The organism is Reyranella sp., from assembly GCF_050185545.1.
GTDB lineage: Bacteria > Pseudomonadota > Alphaproteobacteria > Reyranellales > Reyranellaceae > Reyranella.
Window position 1 is genome coordinate 48,835 of record NZ_JBFWZI010000020.1, and the last position, 19,559, is coordinate 68,393.

Here is a 19,559-nt window from a genome sequence, read left to right on the forward strand (position 1 = left end):
CGCGCAAGCTCGCTCCCCTGGCGCTCGACCAGGAAGCCCACATCGTCAACAGCTACGGCGACAAGGCGACGGCGCAGCTCAAGCGATTGCTGGAAACCCTGATCGAACGCGCCGGCTGACTCCAACTGCCTCTCCCTCGCATTCCTGGCAATGCGCGGACGACATGCATGTTCCGGACCAAGGCCACCATTGGTCGAGGCTCATGGCTGGGAGCGCGCCACTTAGCGCGCCACTCCCATGGCGCTCTTCTTGATAATTCTGCATCCCATGAGCGCCATCGGAGTGGGGCGCTCCCAGCGTATGACCCCTCCGGCAAAGACGGCTGCCACCTCCCCCGACTACGGGGGAGACACCCAGCACGCCCGGCGGCACCACGATGACTGAGAAGATCGGGGCGGTACCCGCCCGGAGCTTCATGGGAGGGAACTCAATCGCTACTCCACCAGCCGGCGGAAGCTGAAGACGTCGAGCTGGTGCAGGACGAAGAAGGCGAGCCACAGGACGGCCGCGACGGCCGACGTGATGATCGCCTTGCGCAGGAGCTCGGGGCGCTCCGGGGCGCCGTGATCCTGGCCGCGGCCGGGCTTTTCGACGCGGCGCACGCCGAGCGGCAGAACGGCGAACAGCACGATCCACCAGATCACGATGTAGACCATGACGCCGGTCGCCCAGCTCATGGGGCGCGCCTCAGACCTGCTCGAGCTCGATCAGCGTGCCGGTGAAATCCTTGGGATGCAGGAACAGCACTGGCTTGTCGTGGGCGCCGATCTTGGGCTCGCCGTCGCCCAGCACACGGGCACCTTGGGCCTTCAGCTTGTCGCGGGCGGCGTAGATGTCCTCGACCTCGTAGCAGACGTGGTGGATGCCGCCGTCGTTGTTGCGGGCGAGGAAATTGGCGATCGGGGATTTCTCGCCGAGCGGATGCAGCAGCTCGATCTTGGTGTTCGGCAGCTGGACGAAGACCACGGTGACGCCATGCGCCGGCTGCGCCTTTGGCTCGCTCACCTTGGCGCCCATCACGTCGCGATACAGGTTGGCCGCCTTGGTGAGGTCGGGCACGGCGATGGCGATATGGTTCAGGCGTCCGATCATGCGCTTTAGATGCGGACGATATGCACATCCGTCAACGGCTTCTTGCCGAGGTGCGCGCGCACGACGCGCCGCACGGCGACGCGCGCCGCCAGCTCCAGCCGCTCGTCATCAGCCCGATCAGCTGCCTTGAGGTCGGACAGCATCTCCTCGAGCCCCGCCACGACGGCCTTGCCCAGCGCCCCGTCCTCGTCGTCGTAGCCGCGCAGCGTCACCTTGGGCGGCGCCATCGGCCGCCCCTTGTCGTCGACCACCAGGGTCGCCGCGGCGGCGCCATTCCACAGGAGCTTGCGCCGCTCGCGCAGCGACGCGCCGTCGAGCGGCACCACTCCGTTGCCGTCGCGCGCCAGCCGCCCGGCCGGTACATGATCGACGATCTCGGCCGGCCCCGGGGCAAGACGGACCAGCGTGCCGTTCGGCGCCACAATGGTCTCCGGCACCTGGCAGGAGCGCGCCAAGGCGGCGTGCTCGACCATGTGGCGAAGCTCGCCGTGCACGGGGACCGCGATCTTCGGCCGGATCCACTGGTAGACCTGCACGAGCTCGTCCCGCGCCGGATGGCCGGAGACGTGGACGGTCTCGTCGCTGTCGGTGAGGATCTCGACCCCGCGCGCCAGGAGCGCGTTCTGCAGCCGGCCCACCGAGTGCTCGTTGCCGGGAATGACGCGCGAGGAGAAGATCGCGGTGTCGCCGGCTTCGAGGACGAGGTCGCGGTGATCGCCGTTGGCAAGCTTGGCCATCGTCGCCCGCGGCTCGCCCTGGCTGCCGGTGCAGATCAGGACGACCTTGTCGCGCGGCAGGAAGCCCGCCTGACTCTCGGGAATGCAGTCGGGAAAGTCGAGCAGGTAGCCGCACTCCTGAGCCGCCTCGACCATGCGCACCAGGGCCCGTCCCGAGAGCACCGGATGTCGGTCCGCCGCCACCGCCGCCAGCGCAATGCTCTCGACCCGCGCCAGGTTGGAAGCAAAGCACGTCACCGCGACCCGGCACCTGGCTGCCTTGACGAGCTTCTCGAGGTTGGTGCGCACCGTGGACTCCGAGCCTGCCTCGCCCTCGACGAAGACGTTGGTGCTGTCGCACACCATGGCGAGGGCGCCCTCCTCGCCGATGCGCCGCAGCACCGCCTCGTCGGTGACGTCGCCCAGCAGCGGCTCGGGATCGATCTTCCAGTCGCCGGTGTGGAACACGGTCCCCAGCGGGGTGCGGATCGCCAGCGCATTGGGCTCGAGGATCGAATGGGTCATGGTGATCAATTCGAGCTCGAACGGCGGCAGGCTGAAGCGGCCACGCAGCGGGATCTCGGTGACCGGCACCGTCTCCACGAGGCCGGCCTCGGTGAGCTTGCGCTTCAGCACCGAGGCGGCGAACGGCGTCGCGTAGACCGGTGCGCGCAGGCGCGGCCAGAGATCGGCAACGGCGCCGAGGTGATCCTCGTGCGCGTGAGTCAGCACGATGCCGACCAGTTGGTCGCGGCACTCCTCGATGAAGGCCGGATCGGGCATAACCACCTCGATGCCGGGCATCGTGTCGTCGGCAAAGCCGATGCCGAGATCGATCATCAACCACTTTCCGGCATGGCCGTAGAGGTTGAGGTTCATGCCGATCTCTCCCGCACCCCCCAGGGCCAGGAACAGCAGCTCGTCGTTCGATGGTACGGTCATGCCGCCTTCTTGCTGCGCTTCCAGATCTCGATCAACCCGCGCGCAGTGATGTCGGGGGCCACCTGGTCGATCACCGAAATGTGCCCGTCGAACACGGGCGCCAGGCCACCGGTCGAGACCACCTTCATGGGCTTGCCGAACTCGGCCTTGATCCGCGTCACGATGCCCTCGATCAGGCCGACATAGCCCCAGAACACCCCAGTATGCATGCACGCCACCGTGGTCGTGCCGATGACGTTCTCCGGCTTCTCGACCACGATGCGCGGCAGCAGTGCAGCGGCACGGACCAGGGCCTCGATGCTGAGATTCGGGCCGGGGGCAATGGCACCGCCGCAGTAACTGCCTTCCTCGTCCACCACGTCGAAGTTGGTCGCCGTGCCGAAATCGACCACGATCGTCGGCGTGCGAGGAAACATCAGGCTGGCGCCCACCGTGTTGCAGACGCGGTCAGCGCCGGCACCCACGCCCTTGATCTTGATGCCGTAGACGACATTGGGCTCGCCCAGGAACAGCGGCTCGCAATTGAGGTAGCGCGTGCAAAGGCGGCGCAGGTTGAAATTGGCCTGCGGCACGACACTGCCGATGATGGCGTCGGTGACCGACTTGGGATCGATGCCCTCCATGCGCATCAGTTCGAACAGCCAGACCGCGTGCTCGTCGGCAGTGCGCATGGCCGACGTGTGCTGGCGCCATTCGCCGACGATGCGGTCGCCGTCGACCACGCCGAACTTGATGTTGGTGTTGTTGCAGTTGATGGCAAGCAGCATCCCTCGCCCCTCCCTCAGGCCGCACGGCCCAGCAGTTCGCCCGACACGATCCGGCGCGGACCGTCGGCGGTGTCCAGCAACAGAGCCCCTTCAGGGTCGAGCCCGGCGAATCGGCCACGCACCAGGCCCTCGCCCAACCTCACATCGACCTCGGCGCCGAGCGGCCCGGCCTGGGCAAGCCAATTGGCGCGTACCGCCGCGAAGCCTTCGCGGCGCCACCCGGCGAGACGCCGGGCGAGAGCGCCCGTGAGCTTCTCGAGCGCCGCCTCGACCGTCCCACCGAGCGCCGCCCCCGGATAGCGCATCTCCGGCAGCTGCGGCGCAAAGCCGACATTGACACCGATGCCGGCCACGACGTGCAAAACGCGGCCGCCGTCGCCGACGGCGCTCTCCAGCAGGATACCGGCGATCTTGCCGCCGTCGACCAGCACGTCGTTCGGCCATTTCACACGCACCTGGCGGTCGGCCGGCACCATGTCGGCAACCGCAAGGGCGGCGACAAAGCCCAGCTCCGCGGCCTGCGGAGCACCGCACGCGGGCCGCAGGATGGTCGAAGTGTAGAGATTGCCGACCGGCGAGGACCAACGACGGCCGCGACGGCCGCGGCCGCCGGTCTGCTCGCGCGACCACACCACGGTGCCTTCCGGGGCACCGGCCTCGGCCAGCCGGGCCGCCTCGTCGTTGGTGCTGCCAACGGTGTCGAGGGCGACCAGCGTCCACCCGTCCGGCAGGACGGGCGGCGAACTCACGGGAACAGGCCCTTGGCCGCTGCGGCGGCAACCAGGCTGAGCGGCTGCGGCGCAACCGAGAACACCGCGACCAGCAGCGCTGCCGCCAGCGCCACGGCCCGATTGACTCCGAACGCCGGCGCGTCGAATGCCTCGGCAGGCTCGTCGAAGTACATCACCTTGACGATGCGCAGGTAGTAGTAGGAGGCCACCACCGAGGCCAGCACGCCGAGAACGGCCGGAACGTAGAGCTTGGCCTCGATGGCGGCGATGAAGATGTAGAGCTTGCCCCAGAAGCCGGCCATTGGCGGAATGCCGGCCAGCGAGAACATCAGGATCAAAAGGGCGAATGCCATTGCCGGCTGGCTGCGCGCCAGGCCGGAAAGGTCGGCGATGCTCTCGACCATGACGCCGCGACGCTTCATCATCAGGATGGTGGCGAACACACCCAGCGTCATGACGAGATAAATCGCCAGGAAGAAGACGACCGCCTGGATGCCTTTCTCGCTGCCGCTCGCCAGCCCGAGCAGGATGTATCCGACATTGCCGATCGACGAATAGGCCATCAGTCGCTTGATGTTCTGCTGGCGCAGCGCCGCGAACGCGCCGAGCGCCATCGACAGAACTGCAGCCACGACGACGATCTGCTGCCACTGCGCGAACAGGGGCTTGAACGGTCCCATCAGCACCGAAACCATCAGCGACATGGCAGCGATCTTGGGCGCGACGGCGAAAAGGGCTGTAACCGGGGTCGGCGCGCCCTCGTAGACGTCGGGCGTCCACATGTGGAAGGGCACGGCCGAGACCTTGAAGGCGAGACCCGCGACCACGAACACCAGGCCGATCATCGTGCCGATCTCGGCGCCGCGGCCGTCGAGCAGGGCGCGCGAGATCTGCACGAACGCCGTACCGCCGCAGAAGCCGTAGATCAACGAGGCGCCGAACAGCAGCATGCCGGAAGCAACCGAGCCCAGGACGAAGTATTTCACGCCCGCCTCGCTCGACCGGACCGTGTCGCGCTGGAAGGCCGCCACGACGTAGAGGGCCAGCGACTGCATCTCCAGCCCGACATAGAGCGCCATCAGGTCGTTGGCCGAGATCATCAGCATCATGCCAAGCGTCGCCAGCGCAACCAGCAGCGGATACTCGAATCGCCAGGCGCGGACCTGCTCGAAATAGGCGCGCGACATCAGAATGGCGATCGAGGCGCCGACCAGCACCAGCAGCTTCATCGTCGCCGTCAGCCGGTCGACGATGAACAGCGAGGCGAAGGCGGTGCCTTCCTGATATGGCAGGAAGAGCAACGCGGCGGTCACCAGCAGCGCCGCCGACGTCGCCAGTGACACGAAGTTCGTGGCCACCTCGCCCCGCACGACGCCATAGACCAGCAGCAGCGCCGTCACCGCCGCCAGGAAGAGCTCGGGCCGGGCCAGCGTCCAGGATTCGAGACCGATGATCATGTTCGTCACTCCCGCCTGCTCACGGCGCCAGCGCCGCGGTGCGGGCGAGCTTGATGGCGTTCTGATAGTCGGCGACCAGCTTGTCGACCGCCGGCGCCATCGGATCGAGGAAGGAGTTGGGGTAGACGCCCATCCACAGGGTCAGCAGGACCAGCGGCAGGAACACCGCGATCTCGCGGCGGGTCATGTCAAGGATGGCCTGCAGCGAGCTCTTGGTGAGCTCGCCGAAGATGATCTTGCGATAGAGCCAGAGCGCATAGGCTGCGCCCAGGATCAGGCCGGTCGCCGCCAGCGCCGCCACCCAGGTGTTGACCTTGAAGGTGCCGACCAACACCAGGAACTCGCCGACGAACCCCGACAGGCCGGGCAGGCCGACGCTCGCCAGGGTGAAGAACATGAAGGTGAAGGCGTAGCGCGGCATGCGATGCACCAGGCCGCCGTAGGCGGCGATCTCGCGCGTATGCATGCGGTCGTAGACCACGCCGACGCATAGGAACAGCGCGGCCGAGACGATGCCGTGGCTCAGCATCTGGAACAGCGAGCCCTGCACGCCCTGCATGTTGAGGACGAAAGCGCCGATCGTCACGAAGCCCATGTGGGCGACCGACGAGTAGGCGATCAGCTTCTTCATGTCCTCCTGCACCAGCGCGACCAGCGAGGTGTAGATGACCGCCACGATCGACAGGCCGAAGATCAGCGGCGCGAAATACTGCGTCGCCTCCGGCAGCAGCGGGATCGACAGCCGCAGGAAGCCGTAGCCGCCCATCTTCAGGAGCACGCCGGCCAAGATGACCGAGCCCGCGGTCGGGGCCTCGACGTGGGCGTCGGGCAGCCAGGTATGGACCGGCCACATCGGCACCTTGACGGCGAACGAGGCGAAGAAGGCGAGCCACAGCCAGCACTGCCAGATGAACGGCAGCTCGAGCTTCTCCATCGCCGTCGGCAGGTCGGTGGTGCCGATCTGCCAGTAGATGGCGATGATGGCCAGCAGCATCAGCACCGAGCCGAGCAGCGTGTAGAGGAAGAACTTGAAGGCAGCATAGACGCGCCGCGGGCCGCCCCACACGCCGATGATCAGGAACATCGGAATCAGCACGCCTTCGAAGAAGACGTAGAACAGCGCCAGGTCCAGCGCGCAGAACATGCCGACCATGAAGGTCTCGAGCACCAGGAAGGCGACCATGTACTCCTTGACGCGGACATGGACCGCTTCCCAGCTCGCCAGGATGCAGATCGGCGTCAGCAGCGTCGACAGCAGGACGAAGAACAGCGAGATGCCGTCGATGCCCATGTGGTAGCCGATGGACAGCGCCGGCACCCAGTCGGCCTTCTCCTCGAACTGGAACCCCGCCTTGGTGACGTCAAAGCGCGCCCACAGCAGCAGCGAGACCAGGAACGTCACCAGCGACGTCACCAGCGCGATGCTCTTGCAATTGCGCTCGACAGCCTCCTTCGGGCCGTTCACCACGAGGCAGAACAGCGCCCCCACCAGGGGCAGGAATGTAACCAGCGAGAGGATCGGCCAGCTCGACATCGGGCCTTACCTCGCCGACAGCATGAAGTAGGTCACGAGGGCGGCCACGCCGACCAGCATCGCGAACGCGTAATGGTAGAGGTAGCCACTCTGGAAGCGGCTCAGCACGCCTGCCATATCCTGTGCGCGGGCGGCGATGTTGTCGGGGCCCAGCCCGTCGATCGTCGCCTCGTCACCCTTCTTCCAGAACAGCCGGCCGATACGCACCGCCGGCTGGACGAGCACCGCGTCATAGAGCTCGTCGAAGTACCACTTGTTGTAGAACAGCGCGTACAGCCCGGGGAAGCGCTTCGCCGTGAGCGCCGGCAGCTCGGGCCGGACGATGTAGTAGTAGTAGCTGAGCCCGATGCCCGACAGGGCAAAGACCAGCGGCGCCAGCTTGACCCACACCGGCACCTCGTGGGCGTGATGGAGCACTTCCTCGGTCGACTTCACGGCGATCGACGTGGTTCCCCAGAAATGCTGCCAGTCGTGGCCGACGAACCAGTCGTAGGCAACGAGGCCGGAAAGCAACGCGCCGGCGCCCAGCACGTAGAGCGGGATCAGGATGACCGGCGGCGATTCGTGGGCGTGATCCCAGGTATGATGGTCGCCGCGATAGGTGCCGTAGAACGTCATAAACATCAGCCGGGTCGAGTAGAAGGCCGTCATGAAGGCGGCGATCGTGCCCAGCCAGAAGGCGATCATGCCGACCACCGAGTGCGCCCCGTAGGCCGATTCGAGCATGATGTCCTTGGAATAGAAGCCGGCAAAGCCGAGGCCGTTGCCGAAGATGAACGGCACACCGATGCCCGACAGCGCCAGGGTACCGACCCACATCAGGTAGAAGGTTTGTGGCGCCTTCTCCTTGACCCCGCCCATCTTGCGCATGTCCTGCTCGTGATGCAGGCACGTGATGACCGAGCCCGAACCGAGGAACAGCAGTGCCTTGAAGAAGGCATGCGTCATCAGGTGGAACATCGCCGCCGAATAGGCGCCGACGCCGGCGGCAAAGAACATGTAGCCGAGCTGGCTGCAGGTCGAGTAGGCGACCACCCGCTTGATGTCGAACTGGGTGAGGCCGATGGTGGCGGCAAAGAATGCCGTCGCCGCGCCGATAAGGGTAACGACCGCGAGAGCGATCGGCGCGAGCTCGAAAATCGGCGACAGGCGGCAGACCATGAATACCCCCGCGGTCACCATGGTTGCCGCGTGGATCAGGGCCGAGACCGGGGTCGGGCCTTCCATAGCGTCAGGCAGCCAGGTGTGCAAGCCGAGCTGGGCCGACTTGCCCATGGCGCCGACGAACAGCAGCAGGCAGGCCGTCTCCAGTGCCGGCAAGTCCATGCCGAGGAAGTGGATGCGCGCCTGGGCCATCTCGGGCCCCTTGGCGAACACGTCGGCGAAGTTCACTGAGCCGCTCAGCATCCACACTGCGAAGATGCCCAGCGCGAAGCCGAAATCGCCGACCCGGTTGACGATGAAGGCCTTCATCGCCGCGTCGTTGGCCGACGGCCGGTCGTACCAGAAGCCGATCAGCAGATACGAGGCGAGGCCCACTCCCTCCCAGCCGAAGAACAGCTGCACGAGGTTGTCGGACGTCACCAGCATCAGCATGAAGAAGGTGAACAGGCTCAGGTAGGACATGAAGCGCGGGATGCTGGGATCCTCGGCCATGTAGCCCACCGAGTAGACATGGACCATCGACGACACGCCGGTGACGACGATCAGCATGACCGCGGTCAGCGTATCGACGCGGAGCGACCAGTTGACCACCAGGGTCCCGGAATCCATCCAGCTGAACAGCTTGACCACGACCAACTTGGCGTTCTCCGGGCCGAAGCCGATGCGGACGAAGACGAAGATGGAAAGGGCCGCGGCGATCAGCAGGGCCGCGCAGGTCACGAACTGGGCCGGCCGGTCGCCGATGACGCGGCAGAACAATCCGGCGATGGCCGCGGCCAGCAGCGGCAGCAGGACGATGAGCTTGATGGCGAGATCCATGACTTGGCGCCCCTAGCCCTTCATCGCGTTGATATCTTCGACTTCGATCGTTCCGCGATTGCGGAAGTAGACCACCAGGATTGCGAGGCCGATGGCAGCCTCCGCGGCCGCCACGGTCAGCACGAGCATGGCGAAGACCTGGCCCACGATGTTGCCCTGGTACACCGAGAAGGCGACGAGGTTGATGTTCACCGCGAGCAGCATCAGCTCGACGCACATCAGGATGACGATGACGTTCTTGCGGTTCAGGAAGATGCCGAGGATGCCGAGCGTGAACAGCACGGAGGCAACGAAGAGGTAGTGGCCGAGCCCGATCGTCATCACACCCCCTCCCGCGTCGGCACCTTGACCACGGTGATGGTCTGGTCCTTGGGGCGATAAAGCTGCTCGCCGATGCGCTGGCGCCGCACGCCCGGCCGGCTGCGCAGGGTGAGCACGATGGCGCCGATCATGGCCACCAGCAGCACCACCCCGGCCGCCTGGAATAGATAGAAATACTGGGTATAGAGCACCCGGCCGATCGCCCGCGTGTTGTCGATTGCCCCGACCTGGGCGCCCGCCTTGGCGAGGCCCGCCATCGTCGCCGAATCGCCGCCCAGCACGCCGAGGCCGAACAGGATCTCCAGCAGGAGCACCAGCCCGATCAGTGCACCGACCGGCAGGTACTTCAGGAAGCCTTCGCGCAGCTGCGTCAGGTTGATGTCGAGCATCATCACGACGAACAGGAACAGCACGGCCACCGCGCCGACATAGACGATGACCAGGATCATGGCGATGAACTCGGCGCCGATCAGGATGAACAGCGCCGCGGCATTGAAGAAGGCCAGGATCAGAAACAGGACCGAGTAGACCGGATTGCGCGACACCACGACCATGGTCGCGGACGCCATGACGACGAACGCGAAGACGTAGAAGGCCAGAGCCTGGAGCAGCATGTTCTCCCCCTACCGCCCCGGCTCAGCGATACGCCGCGTCTGACTTGAGATTGGCCGCGATCACGGGCTCCCAGCGGTCACCGTTCGCGAGCAGCTTCTCCTTGTTGTACATCAGCTCCTCGCGGTTCTCGGTCGAGAACTCGAAGTTCGGGCCTTCGACAATGGCATCGACCGGGCAGGCCTCCTGGCAGAAGCCGCAGTAGATGCACTTGGTCATGTCGATGTCGTAGCGGGTCGTCCGCCGGCTGCCGTCGTCACGCGGCTCGGCCTCGATGGTGATGGCCTGGGCCGGGCAGATCGCCTCGCAGAGCTTACAGGCGATGCAGCGCTCCTCGCCGTTGGGGTAGCGGCGCAGCGCGTGCTCGCCGCGGAAGCGCGGGCTGAGCGGTCCCTTCTCGTAGGGATAGTTCACCGTCACCTTGGGCTTGAACATGTACTTCAGGGTGAGGACGAAGCCCGTCACCAGCTCGGAGAGCAGGAACGAGCGCGCGGTGCGGTCGAGAGAGGCCATCATGCGATCTCCCTAGGGTTTCGGAACCCAGCCGCCGAACTGCAGCACGGCGGCCGTGACGACGACCCAGCCCAGCGATACGGGCAGGAACACCTTCCAACCCAGCCGCATCAGCTGGTCGTAGCGGTAGCGGGGCAGCGTTCCCTTGGTCCAGCTGAACACGAACAGCAGGAACGCGATCTTGAGGGCGAACCAGACGAGGCCCGGCACCCAGGTGAAGGGCGCGAACGGTATGGGCGACATCCAGCCGCCCAGGAACAGCACCGCGCCCATCGCCGACAGCAGGATCATGTTGGCGTATTCGCCGAGGAAGAACAGGCCGAAAGTCATCGACGAGTATTCGGTGTGGAAGCCCGCCACCAGCTCGGCTTCCGACATCGGCAGGTCGAACGGCGTGCGGTTGGTCTCGGCCAAAGCCGACACGAAGAAGATGACGAACATCGGCAGCAGCGGCAGCCAGAACCAGTTCCAGAACCAGCCGGACTGGGCCATCACCACCTTGGAGAGGTTCAGCGAGCCGACGCAGAGCAGCACCGTGATCAGGACGAAGCCGATCGAGACCTCGTACGAAACCATCTGCGCCGCCGAGCGCAGCGCCCCCAGGAACGCATATTTCGAGTTCGACGCCCAGCCGGCGATGATGATGCCGTAGACACCGAGCGAGGAGATGGCGAACAGGTAGAGGATGCCGACATTGATGTCGGCGATGACCCAGCCGTCGGCGAACGGCACCACCGCCCAGGCGACCAGCGCCGTGATGAAGGTGATCATCGGCGCCAGGACGAACAGCATGGCGTTGGCGCTCGACGGAACGATCGTCTCCTTCAAAACCAGCTTCAGCCCGTCAGCCATGGGCTGCAGCAGGCCGAACGGGCCGACCACGTTGGGACCGCGTCGCAGTTGGATCGATGCCCAGATCTTGCGATCGGCGTAGGTCATGTAGGCCACCGCCAGCAGCAGCGGCACGGTGACCAGCAGGCACTCGGCCAGGATCACGATGGCCTGGCCCAGCCAGTTGGTGGTGAAGAAATGGATCAGGTCGGCGCCCATGCCCTGCCCCGCCGCCCTATTCCGCCGCCAGCAGCTGGGCGCGCGAGGCCGTGCACTCGGCCATCGTCCGCGACACCCGGCTGATCGGGCAGGTCATGTAGAAATTCCCGATCGGCGACACGAACGGCGCATCGCCGAGGCTGCCCGCCTTGCCGAAGGTTCCCCATGCGCCGGCCACCTGTTGGTCGAGATCGGCAAAGCTCGGGTTGACGGCGACCAGTCGGGCCCGCACCTGCTCGAGGGTGTCGTACGGCAGCTGCTTGCCAAGCCGCTCCGACAGGGCGCGCAGGATCGCCCAATCCTCGCGCGCCTCGCCCGGCGGATAGCCGGCGCGGAAGGCACTCTGCACCCGGCCCTCCGTGTTGACGTAGGTGCCGGGCTTCTCCGTGTAGGCGGCCCCCGGCAGGATCACGTCGGCGCGCTGGGCGCCGGCGTCGCCATGGTGGCCCTGATAGACCACGAACGCCTTCCCGAGCCGCCTGGTGTCGATCTCGTCGGCCGCCAGGAGATAGATGAAGTCGATCTCCTTCTTCTCGCAACCACTCAGGATGCCGGCTACGTCGCGTCCTTCCGGGCCCGGTACCAGGCCGAGATCGAGGCCGCCGACGCGCGCCGCCGCCGTATGCAGCACGGCAAAGCCGTTCCAGTCGGCCCGCACCGCGCCGAGCTTGTCGGCGAGTTCGCGGGCCATCGCCAGGACGGCGGCACCGTCGTCGCGCGCCAGAGCACCCATGCCGACGATGATCAGCGGATGCCTGGCCGCCTTGAGCTTGTCGAAGAAGCCCAACTTGCCGTCGACGAGGTCGCGCAGGCTGGCCGGGCCGGCGCCCAGCCGCTCGACCGGATAGGTGAGATCGGACATCGGACCGATGCTGCCGATGGCACACTGGCCATGCAGGTAGCGCTTGCGGATGCGGGCGTTCAGCACCGGCGACTCGCGCCTCGGGTCCGTCCCGACCAGCAGGATCGCATCGGCCTGGTCGATCCCGCGTACACCGGGATTGAAGATATAGCCGCCGCGCGCGCCTGCCTCGAGCTTCGCACCGTCCTGCCGGCAATCGACATTGGGTGAACCCAGAGCCGCCATGAGGTCCTTGAGGGCGACCATCGCCTCGGCGTCGCACTGATCGCCGGCGATCGCCGCGATCCGGGAACCGTCGAGGCCTTCGAGCTTGGCAGCGATGGCGCCAAAAGCGTCGGCCCAGGTCGTTTCCACGACCTTGTTGCCACGCCGCAGGTAGGGACGATCGAGGCGCTGGTAGCGCAGACCGTCGATCGCATGCCGCGTCTTGTCGGAGATCCACTCCTCGTTCACGTCGTCGTTGAGACGTGGCAGTACGCGCATGACCTGCGCACCGCGCGTATCGATGCGGATGTTGCTGCCGAGCGCGTCCAGGACGTCGATCGACTCCGTTTTGGTGAGCTCCCACGAGCGCGCCTCGAAAGCGTAGGGCTTGGAGGTCAGCGCGCCGACCGGGCAGAGGTCGACCAGGTTTCCCGACAATTCGGTGCTGAGCGCATGCTCGACGTAGGTCGTGACCTCCATGCTTTCGCCGCGGCCTGTCGCACCCAATTCCTCTACGCCCGCCACCTCGGTGGCGAAGCGGATGCAGCGCGTGCAGTGAATGCAGCGGTTCATCGACGTCTTGACCAGCGGGCCCAGCTCCTTGTCGGGCACGGCGCGCTTGTTCTCGTGGAACCGGCTGCGGTCGAAGCCGTAGGCCATCGCCTGGTCCTGCAGGTCGCATTCGCCGCCCTGGTCGCAGATCGGGCAGTCGAGCGGATGGTTGATCAGCAGGAACTCCATCACGCCCTTGCGGGCCTTCTGCACCATCGGCGTCGTGGTGAAGATCTCCTGCTTGTCGGCGACCGGAAGCGCGCAGCTCGCCTGCGGCTTGGGCGGGCCGGGTTTCACCTCGACCAGGCACATGCGGCAGTTGCCGGCGATCGACAGCCGCTCATGGTAGCAGAAGCGCGGCACCTCGAGGCCGGCCAACTCGCATGCCTGCAGGATGGTGATGCCGGCCGGCACCTCCATCTCGACGCCGTCGATCTTGATCTTGGGCATTGTCTGCTCCCTGCCCTACTCGGCCGCCAGCTTTTCGGTGCGCGCCCGGATGCGGCGCTCCATCTCGGGCCGGAAATGCCGGATCAGACCCTGGATCGGCCACGCCGCGGCATCGCCCAGCGCGCAGATCGTATGGCCTTCGACCTGCCGGGTGACGTCCTCCAGCGCATCGATCTCGTCGAGGCGCGCATTGCCCGTCACCATCCGCTCCATGACGCGCCACATCCAGCCGGTGCCCTCGCGGCACGGCGTGCACTGGCCGCAGCTCTCGTGCTTGTAGAACTGACTGAGTCGGGCGATCGCCTTCACCACGTCGGTCGACTTGTCCATGACGATCACGGCCGCCGTGCCCAGCCCCGACTTCTGGTCACGCAGCGAGTCGAAATCCATCAGGACAGTGTCGCAAATCGACTTGGGAAGCAGCGGCACCGACGCGCCGCCGGGAATCACCGCCAGCAGATTGTCCCAGCCGCCGCGCACGCCGCCGCAATGCCGGTCGATCAGTTCGCGCAGCGGGATGCCCATCTCCTCCTCCACATTGCAGGGCTTGTTCACGTGCCCCGAAATGCAGAACAGCTTGGTGCCGGTGTTGTTCGGCCGGCCGATACCGGCGAACCACGGCGCGCCGCGGCGCAGAATGGTGGGCGCGACGGCGATCGATTCGACATTGTTGACGGTCGAAGGGCAGCCATAGAGGCCGGCGCCGGCCGGGAACGGCGGCTTCAGCCGCGGCATCCCCTTCTTGCCCTCGAGGCTCTCGAGCAGCGCCGTCTCCTCGCCGCAGATATAGGCGCCGGCGCCGCGATGGACGTAGAGGTCGAAATCCCAGCCCGAGCCGCAGGCGTTCTTGCCCAGCAACCCCGCGTCATAGGCCTCGCGGATGGCCGCCATCAGGTGCTGGGCTTCGTTGTAGAACTCGCCACGCACGTAGATGTAGCCGGCGTTGGCGCGCATCGCGAAGCCGGCGACCAGGCATCCTTCGACGAGAAGGTGCGGGTCGTGCCGCATGATGTCGCGGTCCTTGCAGGTGCCGGGCTCGGACTCGTCGGCATTGACGATGAGATAGTGCGGCCGGTCCTTCACCTCCTTGGGCATGAAGGACCATTTCAAGCCGGTCGGGAAGCCGGCGCCACCGCGGCCGCGCAGGCCCGACTTCTTCATCTCCTCTATGATGGCGTCGTGGCCGCGCTCGATCAGCGCCTTGGTGCCGTCCCAGGCGCCGCGCTTGCGCGCGCCGTCGAGACGCCAATCGTGGTAGCCGTAGAGGTTGGTGAAGATGCGGTCCTTGTCGGCAAGCATCGCTTACTCGCTCCTGAGCGTCGTCGGGCCGCCCTCCGGGGCGGAGGTCTGCCGATCGACTTGCGGCCCGGGCTTCGGCGTCTCGCCCCGCCGGAACGCGTCGAGCACCTTCTTGAGGGAAGCCTCGTCGAGGTCCTCGTAGAAATCGTCGTTGATCTGCACGACCGGCGCGTTGACGCAAGCCCCCAGGCATTCGACCTCCTGGACGCTGAAGGTCTCGCCATCGGCCGCATGCTCGCAGGCCTTCATGATCGCATCCGAACCGCGCAGCCAGCATGGCGTCGTCGTGCAGACCTGCAGCAGGTGCTTCCCGCGCGGCCGAAGCTGGAACATCGTGTAGAAGGTCGCGATCTCGTAAACGCGGATCGGCGCCATATCGAGGAGCTTCGCGACCTCGTCCATCGCCACACGCGGCAGCCAGCCCTGCTGGCGCTGCGCGAGGTCGAGCACGCCGATTACCGCGCTGGCTTGCCGGCCTGGCGGATAGTTGGCCACCAGGGCTTTCGCCTTGGCGAGGTTCTCGGGCGTGAAGGCGAAGTGCGCGACGTGCGGCACATCTTTGGGATCAGCGGTGACCATCGACATCGAAGCGTCTCCTACCGATCGATCTCGCCGAACACGATGTCGAGCGAGCCGATGTTGGCCGACATGTCGGCCAGCTGATGTCCCCTGGTCATCATGTCGAGTGCCTGCAGGTGCGGGAATCCGGGCGCGCGGATCTTGCAGCGGTAGGGCTTGTTGGTGCCGTCCGACACGAGATAGACACCGAACTCGCCCTTGGGCGCCTCGACGGCAGTATAGGTCTCGCCGGCCGGCACCTTGTAGCCCTCGGTGTAGAGCTTGAAGTGATGGATCAACGCCTCCATCGAACCCTTCATCTCGCCGCGCCGCGGCGGTGAGATCTTGCGGTCGTCGATCCGAACGGGGCCTTCGACCTTGCGCAGAGCCGCCACGCACTGCTCCATGATGCGCGCGCTCTGGTACATCTCCTCGATGCGCACCAGGTAGCGGGCGAAGCAGTCGCCGGTCTTGCCGATCGGGATGTCGAAATCCATGCGCTCATAAACGTCGTAGGGCTGCGACTTGCGCAGGTCCCACGGGATGCCCGAGGCGCGGATCAGCGGGCCGGAAAATCCCCAGTCCAGCGCCTGCTGCTGGTCGACGACGCCGATATCGACCGTGCGCATGCGGAAGATGCGGTTTTCATTCAGCAGCTTCTCGATGTCCTTGAGGAAGGGGTAGAACTGCTTGATCCACGCGTCCATCGAATCGAGCATGCCGGCCGGCAGATCCTGGTGGACGCCACCGGGACGGAAGTACGCCGCGTGCATGCGCGAGCCGCTCACGCCCTCGTAGTACTCCATCAGGAGCTCGCGCTGCTCGAAGCCCCACAAGGGCGGCGTCAGCGCACCGACGTCCATGGCGAACGTGGTGACGTTCAAGAGGTGATTGAGGATGCGCGTGATCTCGGCGAACAGCACGCGAATGTACTGGCCGCGCTCCGGCGCGGCGATGCCGAGCAGCTTCTCGACGGCAAGCGCGTAGGCATGCTCCTGGTTCATCGGCGAGACGTAGTCGAGCCGGTCGAAATACGGCACTGCCTGCAGGTAGCTCTTGTACTCGATCAGCTTCTCGGTGCCGCGATGGAGCAGGCCGATATGCGGATCGCAGCGCTCGACGATCTCGCCGTCCATCTCGACGACCAGGCGCAGCACGCCGTGGGCCGCCGGATGCTGCGGCCCGAAATTCATCGTCAGAGTCTTGATCTCGACGTCGGACATGTCAGCTCGCCTTGTCCTTCTGCTCGGCCTTCTCGTCGCCCGGCAGGACGCGCTGGGCACCCTCCCAGGGACTCAGAAAATCGAAGCGACGGAACTCCTGGGTGAGCTTGACGGGCTCGTACACAACCCGCTTCTGCACGTCGTCCCAGCGCACCTCGACGAAGCCGGTCAGCGGGAAATCCTTGCGCATCGGATGCCCCTCGAACCCGTAGTCGGTGAGGATACGCCGCAGGTCGGGGTGGTCGGCGAACCACACGCCGTAGAGATCGTATGTTTCGCGCTCGAACCAGCCCGCGGAGCTGTACACAGCGGCAGCCGAAGGCACCGGCGTCGCCTCGTCGGTCGGGACCTTGACGCGGATGCGCTGGTTGTTCTTGAGGCTGAGCAGATTGTAGACGACGTCGAACCGCTTCTCGCGCTCCGGCCAGTCGACGCCGCAGACGTCGACGAGCTGCTTGAACAGGCACTTGGGATCGTCGCGCAGGAAGGTCAGCAGGCCGACCAGCTTGTCCGGGGTCGTCTCGAGCATCAGCTCGCCGAGCCGGATGCTCGAGGCGACGACGGCGCCGGCCGTGGCCTGGCCGATATGCGCGCCGAGCTCCTGTAGCGATACCGCCATCAGCGCACCAGCGTTCCCGTCCGGCGAACCTTCTTCTGGAGCTGCAGCACGCCATAGAGCAGCGCCTCGGCGGTCGGCGGACAGCCCGGCACATAGACATCGACCGGCACGATGCGATCGCAGCCGCGCACGACCGAGTAGCTGTAGTGATAGTAGCCGCCACCGTTGGCGCACGAACCCATCGAGATTACGTAGCGCGGCTCGGCCATCTGGTCGTAAACCTTGCGCAGCGCCGGCGCCATCTTGTTGGTGAGCGTGCCGGCCACGATCATGACGTCGGCCGAGCGCGGGCTCGGCATCGGCGCGAAGCCGAAGCGATCGAGATCGTAGCGGCTCATCCAGCAGTGGATCATCTCGACGCCGCAGCAGGCCAGACCGAAGGTCAGGCCCCACATCGAGCCGGTGCGCGCCCAGGTGATCAGCTTGTCGAGCTGGGCGACGACGAAGCCCTTGTCGGCCAGCTCGTCGTTCAGCGCGCGCGACAGAGCCGCCTCGGCCGCGGGGCTGGGCTTGGCTTGGGTGGTCACTCCCATTCCAGGGCTCCCTTGCGCCATTCGTAGATGAAGCCGACCGTCAGGACGGCGAGAAACAGCATCATCGACCAGAAGCCGAACAGGCCGATGTCTCCCAGCGCAACGGCCCACGGAAACAGAAAGGCCACCTCGAGATCGAAAATAATGAACAGGATGGCGACCAGATAAAACCGAACATCGAACTTGCCGCGGGCGTCATCGAAGGGCGCGAATCCGCACTCGAACGGGGACAGCTTCTCGGAGTCGGGATTCTGGCGGGCTATCAGGTAGGAGCCACCAATCATGGCGCCCGTCAGACCGAGTGCCAAGCCGAGGAAGATCAGGATCGGCAGGTATTCCCTGAGAAGATCTTCCATCGTCACCCCTTTTTAGCGCCCGATTTTTTGTTTGGGCGGCCAGCGTTGGGGCTGGCGCGAGCGACGGGACTCGAACCCGCGACCTCCGGCGTGACAGGCCGGCGTTCTAACCAACTGAACTACGCCCGCAATAGCCCCCAACGGCGCGCGAGAGATATAGGACCCCCCGAGGCGAGTCAAGCATACCGCACCCGCGAAGGCGTGCGTAAGTGCCGGAATTACAACGGTTTCCACGCTGCAGACGAGCTGTCGAAAAATATGAAGCTCCGGACCAGCGAACGCAGCGCGGAGCGTGCTCCGCTCATGGCTGGAGCGCGCCGCTCAGCGCGCCACTCCCGTGGCGCTCATGCTCTTCTTCCGACCGGCAATCGGTGTGTCCGCAATCCCTATGAGCGCCACGGGAGTGGCGCGCTCATGGGCGCTAACTTTGGCCAGACCAACAAAGTCCTCATCCTGAGGAGGCCGCGTAGCGGCCGTCTCGAAGGATGGGCGACACACGAGATCGCTGGAAAAGCGGTGTCGCAGCACCCGATCTGTTGCCGACCCTTCGAGACGCGGCCCTCCGGACCGCTCCTCAGGGTGAGGTCTTCTGTAATGTTAGCGCCTATGAGTGGCGCGCTCCCAGCGCATGACGTGCCCAGCGAGGTTGTGCTACCACCAGCTCCGGGGGCGATTAGCTCAGCGGTAGAGCATTCCCTTTACACGGGACAGGTCGGCGGTTCGATCCCGTCATCGCCCACCACTATGTAAGCTAGCAAAACCGGGCTTTCTGAGCACTTAGAGAGATGCCAGACAATCGTCATACAGACGGAGTCGGGCGCAGAATCGGGCGCAACGGAGGGCTAACTCCCCGCTCAACAGGCGCGTGCCGCTGCCCTTAGTTGATCGCGTCCTTGAGCTGCTTGCTCGCCTTGAAGCGCGGCACGCTGGCCGCGGCGATCTTGATCTTCTCGCCAGTGCGCGGGTTGCGCCCTTCTCCTGCCTTGCGCTTGGAGACTTGGAATGTTCCAAATCCGACCAGGAGGACTTTCTCTTTCTTTTTCAACGATTTGGTAATCACCGTCAGCATCGCGTCGACGGCGCCGGCGGCGTCCGTCTTGGAGAGGTTGGTCGAGGCAGCGACGGCGGCGATCAAATCGTGCTTGTTCACGGGTCAACCCCAGCAAGGTCCGGCAGGTGGAAGTC

At 65.7% G+C, this 19,559-nt stretch carries 20 protein-coding genes, 2 tRNA genes and 1 pseudogene; 2 read left to right on the forward strand and 21 right to left on the reverse strand.

The annotated features are described in order from the left end of the window. Window positions 1-119, forward strand: a pseudogene (locus tag AB7O82_RS08125) (MarR family winged helix-turn-helix transcriptional regulator); the annotation flags it as partial. A 315-nt stretch (window positions 120-434) separates the two neighbouring features. On the opposite strand, the gene AB7O82_RS08130 reads toward AB7O82_RS08125, so the two are convergent. From AB7O82_RS08130 to AB7O82_RS08225, 20 genes are all read right to left on the reverse strand, one after another. Further along, complete coding sequence (locus AB7O82_RS08130; protein WP_428537531.1) at window positions 435-677, reverse strand: DUF1467 family protein; 243 nt, start codon at window positions 675-677, stop codon at window positions 435-437. 10 nt (window positions 678-687) lie between these two features. After that, window positions 688-1,092: a methylmalonyl-CoA epimerase gene (gene mce, locus AB7O82_RS08135; RefSeq protein ID WP_428619167.1), complete on the reverse strand. Its 405-nt coding sequence runs from the start codon at window positions 1,090-1,092 to the stop codon at window positions 688-690. 5 nt (window positions 1,093-1,097) lie between these two features. Next, window positions 1,098-2,750, reverse strand: coding sequence for a ribonuclease J (locus AB7O82_RS08140; RefSeq protein WP_428537537.1), 1,653 nt, complete (start codon window positions 2,748-2,750; stop codon window positions 1,098-1,100). Continuing rightward, entirely contained in the window at window positions 2,747-3,517 is a 771-nt protein-coding gene (locus AB7O82_RS08145) for a type III pantothenate kinase (protein WP_428537540.1), read from the reverse strand. Before AB7O82_RS08145 ends, AB7O82_RS08140 begins: the two co-directional genes overlap by 4 nt. Window positions 3,518-3,531: 14 nt before the next feature. After that, the gene (locus AB7O82_RS08150; protein WP_428537543.1) at window positions 3,532-4,266 is read right to left on the reverse strand and encodes a biotin--[acetyl-CoA-carboxylase] ligase; all 735 of its coding nucleotides are present in this window, start codon (window positions 4,264-4,266) and stop codon (window positions 3,532-3,534) included. Then, window positions 4,263-5,705 carry an NADH-quinone oxidoreductase subunit NuoN gene (nuoN, locus tag AB7O82_RS08155; RefSeq protein WP_428537546.1) on the reverse strand — a complete coding sequence of 481 codons (1,443 nt, stop codon included), beginning with the start codon at window positions 5,703-5,705 and terminating at the stop codon, window positions 4,263-4,265. Before nuoN ends, AB7O82_RS08150 begins: the two co-directional genes overlap by 4 nt. A 19-nt stretch (window positions 5,706-5,724) precedes the next feature. After that, the gene (locus AB7O82_RS08160) at window positions 5,725-7,239 is read right to left on the reverse strand and encodes an NADH-quinone oxidoreductase subunit M (RefSeq protein ID WP_428537548.1); all 1,515 of its coding nucleotides are present in this window, start codon (window positions 7,237-7,239) and stop codon (window positions 5,725-5,727) included. A gap of 6 nt (window positions 7,240-7,245) precedes the next feature. Further along, a complete protein-coding gene (gene nuoL, locus AB7O82_RS08165) occupies window positions 7,246-9,222 on the reverse strand; it encodes an NADH-quinone oxidoreductase subunit L (protein ID WP_428537551.1) in 1,977 nt (658 codons plus the stop codon). Window positions 9,223-9,234: 12 nt separating this feature from the next. Beyond that, on the reverse strand, window positions 9,235-9,543 hold the full coding sequence (nuoK, locus tag AB7O82_RS08170; protein ID WP_428537554.1) for an NADH-quinone oxidoreductase subunit NuoK: 309 nt from the start codon (window positions 9,541-9,543) through the stop codon (window positions 9,235-9,237). After that, on the reverse strand, window positions 9,543-10,157 hold the full coding sequence (locus AB7O82_RS08175) for an NADH-quinone oxidoreductase subunit J (protein WP_428537557.1): 615 nt from the start codon (window positions 10,155-10,157) through the stop codon (window positions 9,543-9,545). The genes nuoK and AB7O82_RS08175 overlap by 1 nt, the downstream gene beginning before the upstream one ends. A 22-nt stretch (window positions 10,158-10,179) precedes the next feature. Next, the gene (nuoI, locus tag AB7O82_RS08180) at window positions 10,180-10,668 is read right to left on the reverse strand and encodes an NADH-quinone oxidoreductase subunit NuoI (RefSeq protein ID WP_395710796.1); all 489 of its coding nucleotides are present in this window, start codon (window positions 10,666-10,668) and stop codon (window positions 10,180-10,182) included. A 12-nt stretch (window positions 10,669-10,680) separates the two neighbouring features. Beyond that, a complete protein-coding gene (nuoH, locus tag AB7O82_RS08185; protein WP_428537654.1) occupies window positions 10,681-11,706 on the reverse strand; it encodes an NADH-quinone oxidoreductase subunit NuoH in 1,026 nt (341 codons plus the stop codon). Between the two features lie 28 nt (window positions 11,707-11,734). Then, on the reverse strand, window positions 11,735-13,786 hold the full coding sequence (nuoG, locus tag AB7O82_RS08190) for an NADH-quinone oxidoreductase subunit NuoG (protein ID WP_428537560.1): 2,052 nt from the start codon (window positions 13,784-13,786) through the stop codon (window positions 11,735-11,737). Between the two features lie 15 nt (window positions 13,787-13,801). Then, the gene (gene nuoF / locus AB7O82_RS08195; protein WP_428537563.1) at window positions 13,802-15,085 is read right to left on the reverse strand and encodes an NADH-quinone oxidoreductase subunit NuoF; all 1,284 of its coding nucleotides are present in this window, start codon (window positions 15,083-15,085) and stop codon (window positions 13,802-13,804) included. Between the two features lie 3 nt (window positions 15,086-15,088). Beyond that, window positions 15,089-15,670, reverse strand: coding sequence for an NADH-quinone oxidoreductase subunit NuoE (nuoE, locus tag AB7O82_RS08200; RefSeq protein WP_428537566.1), 582 nt, complete (start codon window positions 15,668-15,670; stop codon window positions 15,089-15,091). 11 nt (window positions 15,671-15,681) lie between these two features. After that, the gene (locus AB7O82_RS08205) at window positions 15,682-16,866 is read right to left on the reverse strand and encodes an NADH-quinone oxidoreductase subunit D (protein WP_428537569.1); all 1,185 of its coding nucleotides are present in this window, start codon (window positions 16,864-16,866) and stop codon (window positions 15,682-15,684) included. Between the two features lies 1 nt (window position 16,867). Next, on the reverse strand, window positions 16,868-17,485 hold the full coding sequence (locus tag AB7O82_RS08210) for an NADH-quinone oxidoreductase subunit C (protein ID WP_428537572.1): 618 nt from the start codon (window positions 17,483-17,485) through the stop codon (window positions 16,868-16,870). Continuing rightward, window positions 17,485-18,018: a NuoB/complex I 20 kDa subunit family protein gene (locus AB7O82_RS08215; protein ID WP_428537575.1), complete on the reverse strand. Its 534-nt coding sequence runs from the start codon at window positions 18,016-18,018 to the stop codon at window positions 17,485-17,487. Before AB7O82_RS08215 ends, AB7O82_RS08210 begins: the two co-directional genes overlap by 1 nt. Then, on the reverse strand, window positions 18,009-18,374 hold the full coding sequence (locus tag AB7O82_RS08220; RefSeq protein WP_428537578.1) for an NADH-quinone oxidoreductase subunit A: 366 nt from the start codon (window positions 18,372-18,374) through the stop codon (window positions 18,009-18,011). The genes AB7O82_RS08215 and AB7O82_RS08220 overlap by 10 nt, the downstream gene beginning before the upstream one ends. Window positions 18,375-18,426: 52 nt before the next feature. Beyond that, a tRNA-Asp gene (locus AB7O82_RS08225) sits at window positions 18,427-18,503 on the reverse strand. A 538-nt stretch (window positions 18,504-19,041) separates the two neighbouring features. Here AB7O82_RS08225 and AB7O82_RS08230 point away from each other — a divergent pair. Beyond that, window positions 19,042-19,116 (forward strand) — tRNA-Val (locus AB7O82_RS08230). A gap of 135 nt (window positions 19,117-19,251) precedes the next feature. Here the strand turns inward: AB7O82_RS08230 and AB7O82_RS08235 are convergent. Further along, window positions 19,252-19,524, reverse strand: coding sequence for an HU family DNA-binding protein (locus AB7O82_RS08235; RefSeq protein WP_428537581.1), 273 nt, complete (start codon window positions 19,522-19,524; stop codon window positions 19,252-19,254). Window positions 19,525-19,559 lie beyond the last annotated feature (35 nt).

Bases quoted from the DNA above. Each gene is read 5' to 3' on its own strand.
- AB7O82_RS08130 (WP_428537531.1), bottom strand. From the start codon at position 677: ATGAGCTGGGCGACCGGCGTCATGGTCTACATCGTGATCTGGTGGATC.
- mce (WP_428619167.1), bottom strand. From the start codon at position 1,092: ATGATCGGACGCCTGAACCATATCGCCATCGCCGTGCCCGACCTCACC.
- AB7O82_RS08140 (WP_428537537.1), bottom strand. From the start codon at position 2,750: ATGACCGTACCATCGAACGACGAGCTGCTGTTCCTGGCCCTGGGGGGT.
- AB7O82_RS08145 (WP_428537540.1), bottom strand. From the start codon at position 3,517: ATGCTGCTTGCCATCAACTGCAACAACACCAACATCAAGTTCGGCGTG.
- nuoN (WP_428537546.1), bottom strand. From the start codon at position 5,705: ATGATCATCGGTCTCGAATCCTGGACGCTGGCCCGGCCCGAGCTCTTC.
- AB7O82_RS08160 (WP_428537548.1), bottom strand. From the start codon at position 7,239: ATGTCGAGCTGGCCGATCCTCTCGCTGGTTACATTCCTGCCCCTGGTG.
- nuoL (WP_428537551.1), bottom strand. From the start codon at position 9,222: ATGGATCTCGCCATCAAGCTCATCGTCCTGCTGCCGCTGCTGGCCGCG.
- nuoK (WP_428537554.1), bottom strand. From the start codon at position 9,543: ATGACGATCGGGCTCGGCCACTACCTCTTCGTTGCCTCCGTGCTGTTC.
- AB7O82_RS08175 (WP_428537557.1), bottom strand. From the start codon at position 10,157: ATGCTGCTCCAGGCTCTGGCCTTCTACGTCTTCGCGTTCGTCGTCATG.
- nuoI (WP_395710796.1), bottom strand. From the start codon at position 10,668: ATGGCCTCTCTCGACCGCACCGCGCGCTCGTTCCTGCTCTCCGAGCTG.
- nuoG (WP_428537560.1), bottom strand. From the start codon at position 13,786: ATGCCCAAGATCAAGATCGACGGCGTCGAGATGGAGGTGCCGGCCGGC.
- nuoF (WP_428537563.1), bottom strand. From the start codon at position 15,085: ATGCTTGCCGACAAGGACCGCATCTTCACCAACCTCTACGGCTACCAC.
- nuoE (WP_428537566.1), bottom strand. From the start codon at position 15,670: ATGTCGATGGTCACCGCTGATCCCAAAGATGTGCCGCACGTCGCGCAC.
- AB7O82_RS08205 (WP_428537569.1), bottom strand. From the start codon at position 16,866: ATGTCCGACGTCGAGATCAAGACTCTGACGATGAATTTCGGGCCGCAG.
- AB7O82_RS08210 (WP_428537572.1), bottom strand. From the start codon at position 17,485: ATGGCGGTATCGCTACAGGAGCTCGGCGCGCATATCGGCCAGGCCACG.
- AB7O82_RS08215 (WP_428537575.1), bottom strand. From the start codon at position 18,018: ATGGGAGTGACCACCCAAGCCAAGCCCAGCCCCGCGGCCGAGGCGGCT.
- AB7O82_RS08220 (WP_428537578.1), bottom strand. From the start codon at position 18,374: ATGGAAGATCTTCTCAGGGAATACCTGCCGATCCTGATCTTCCTCGGC.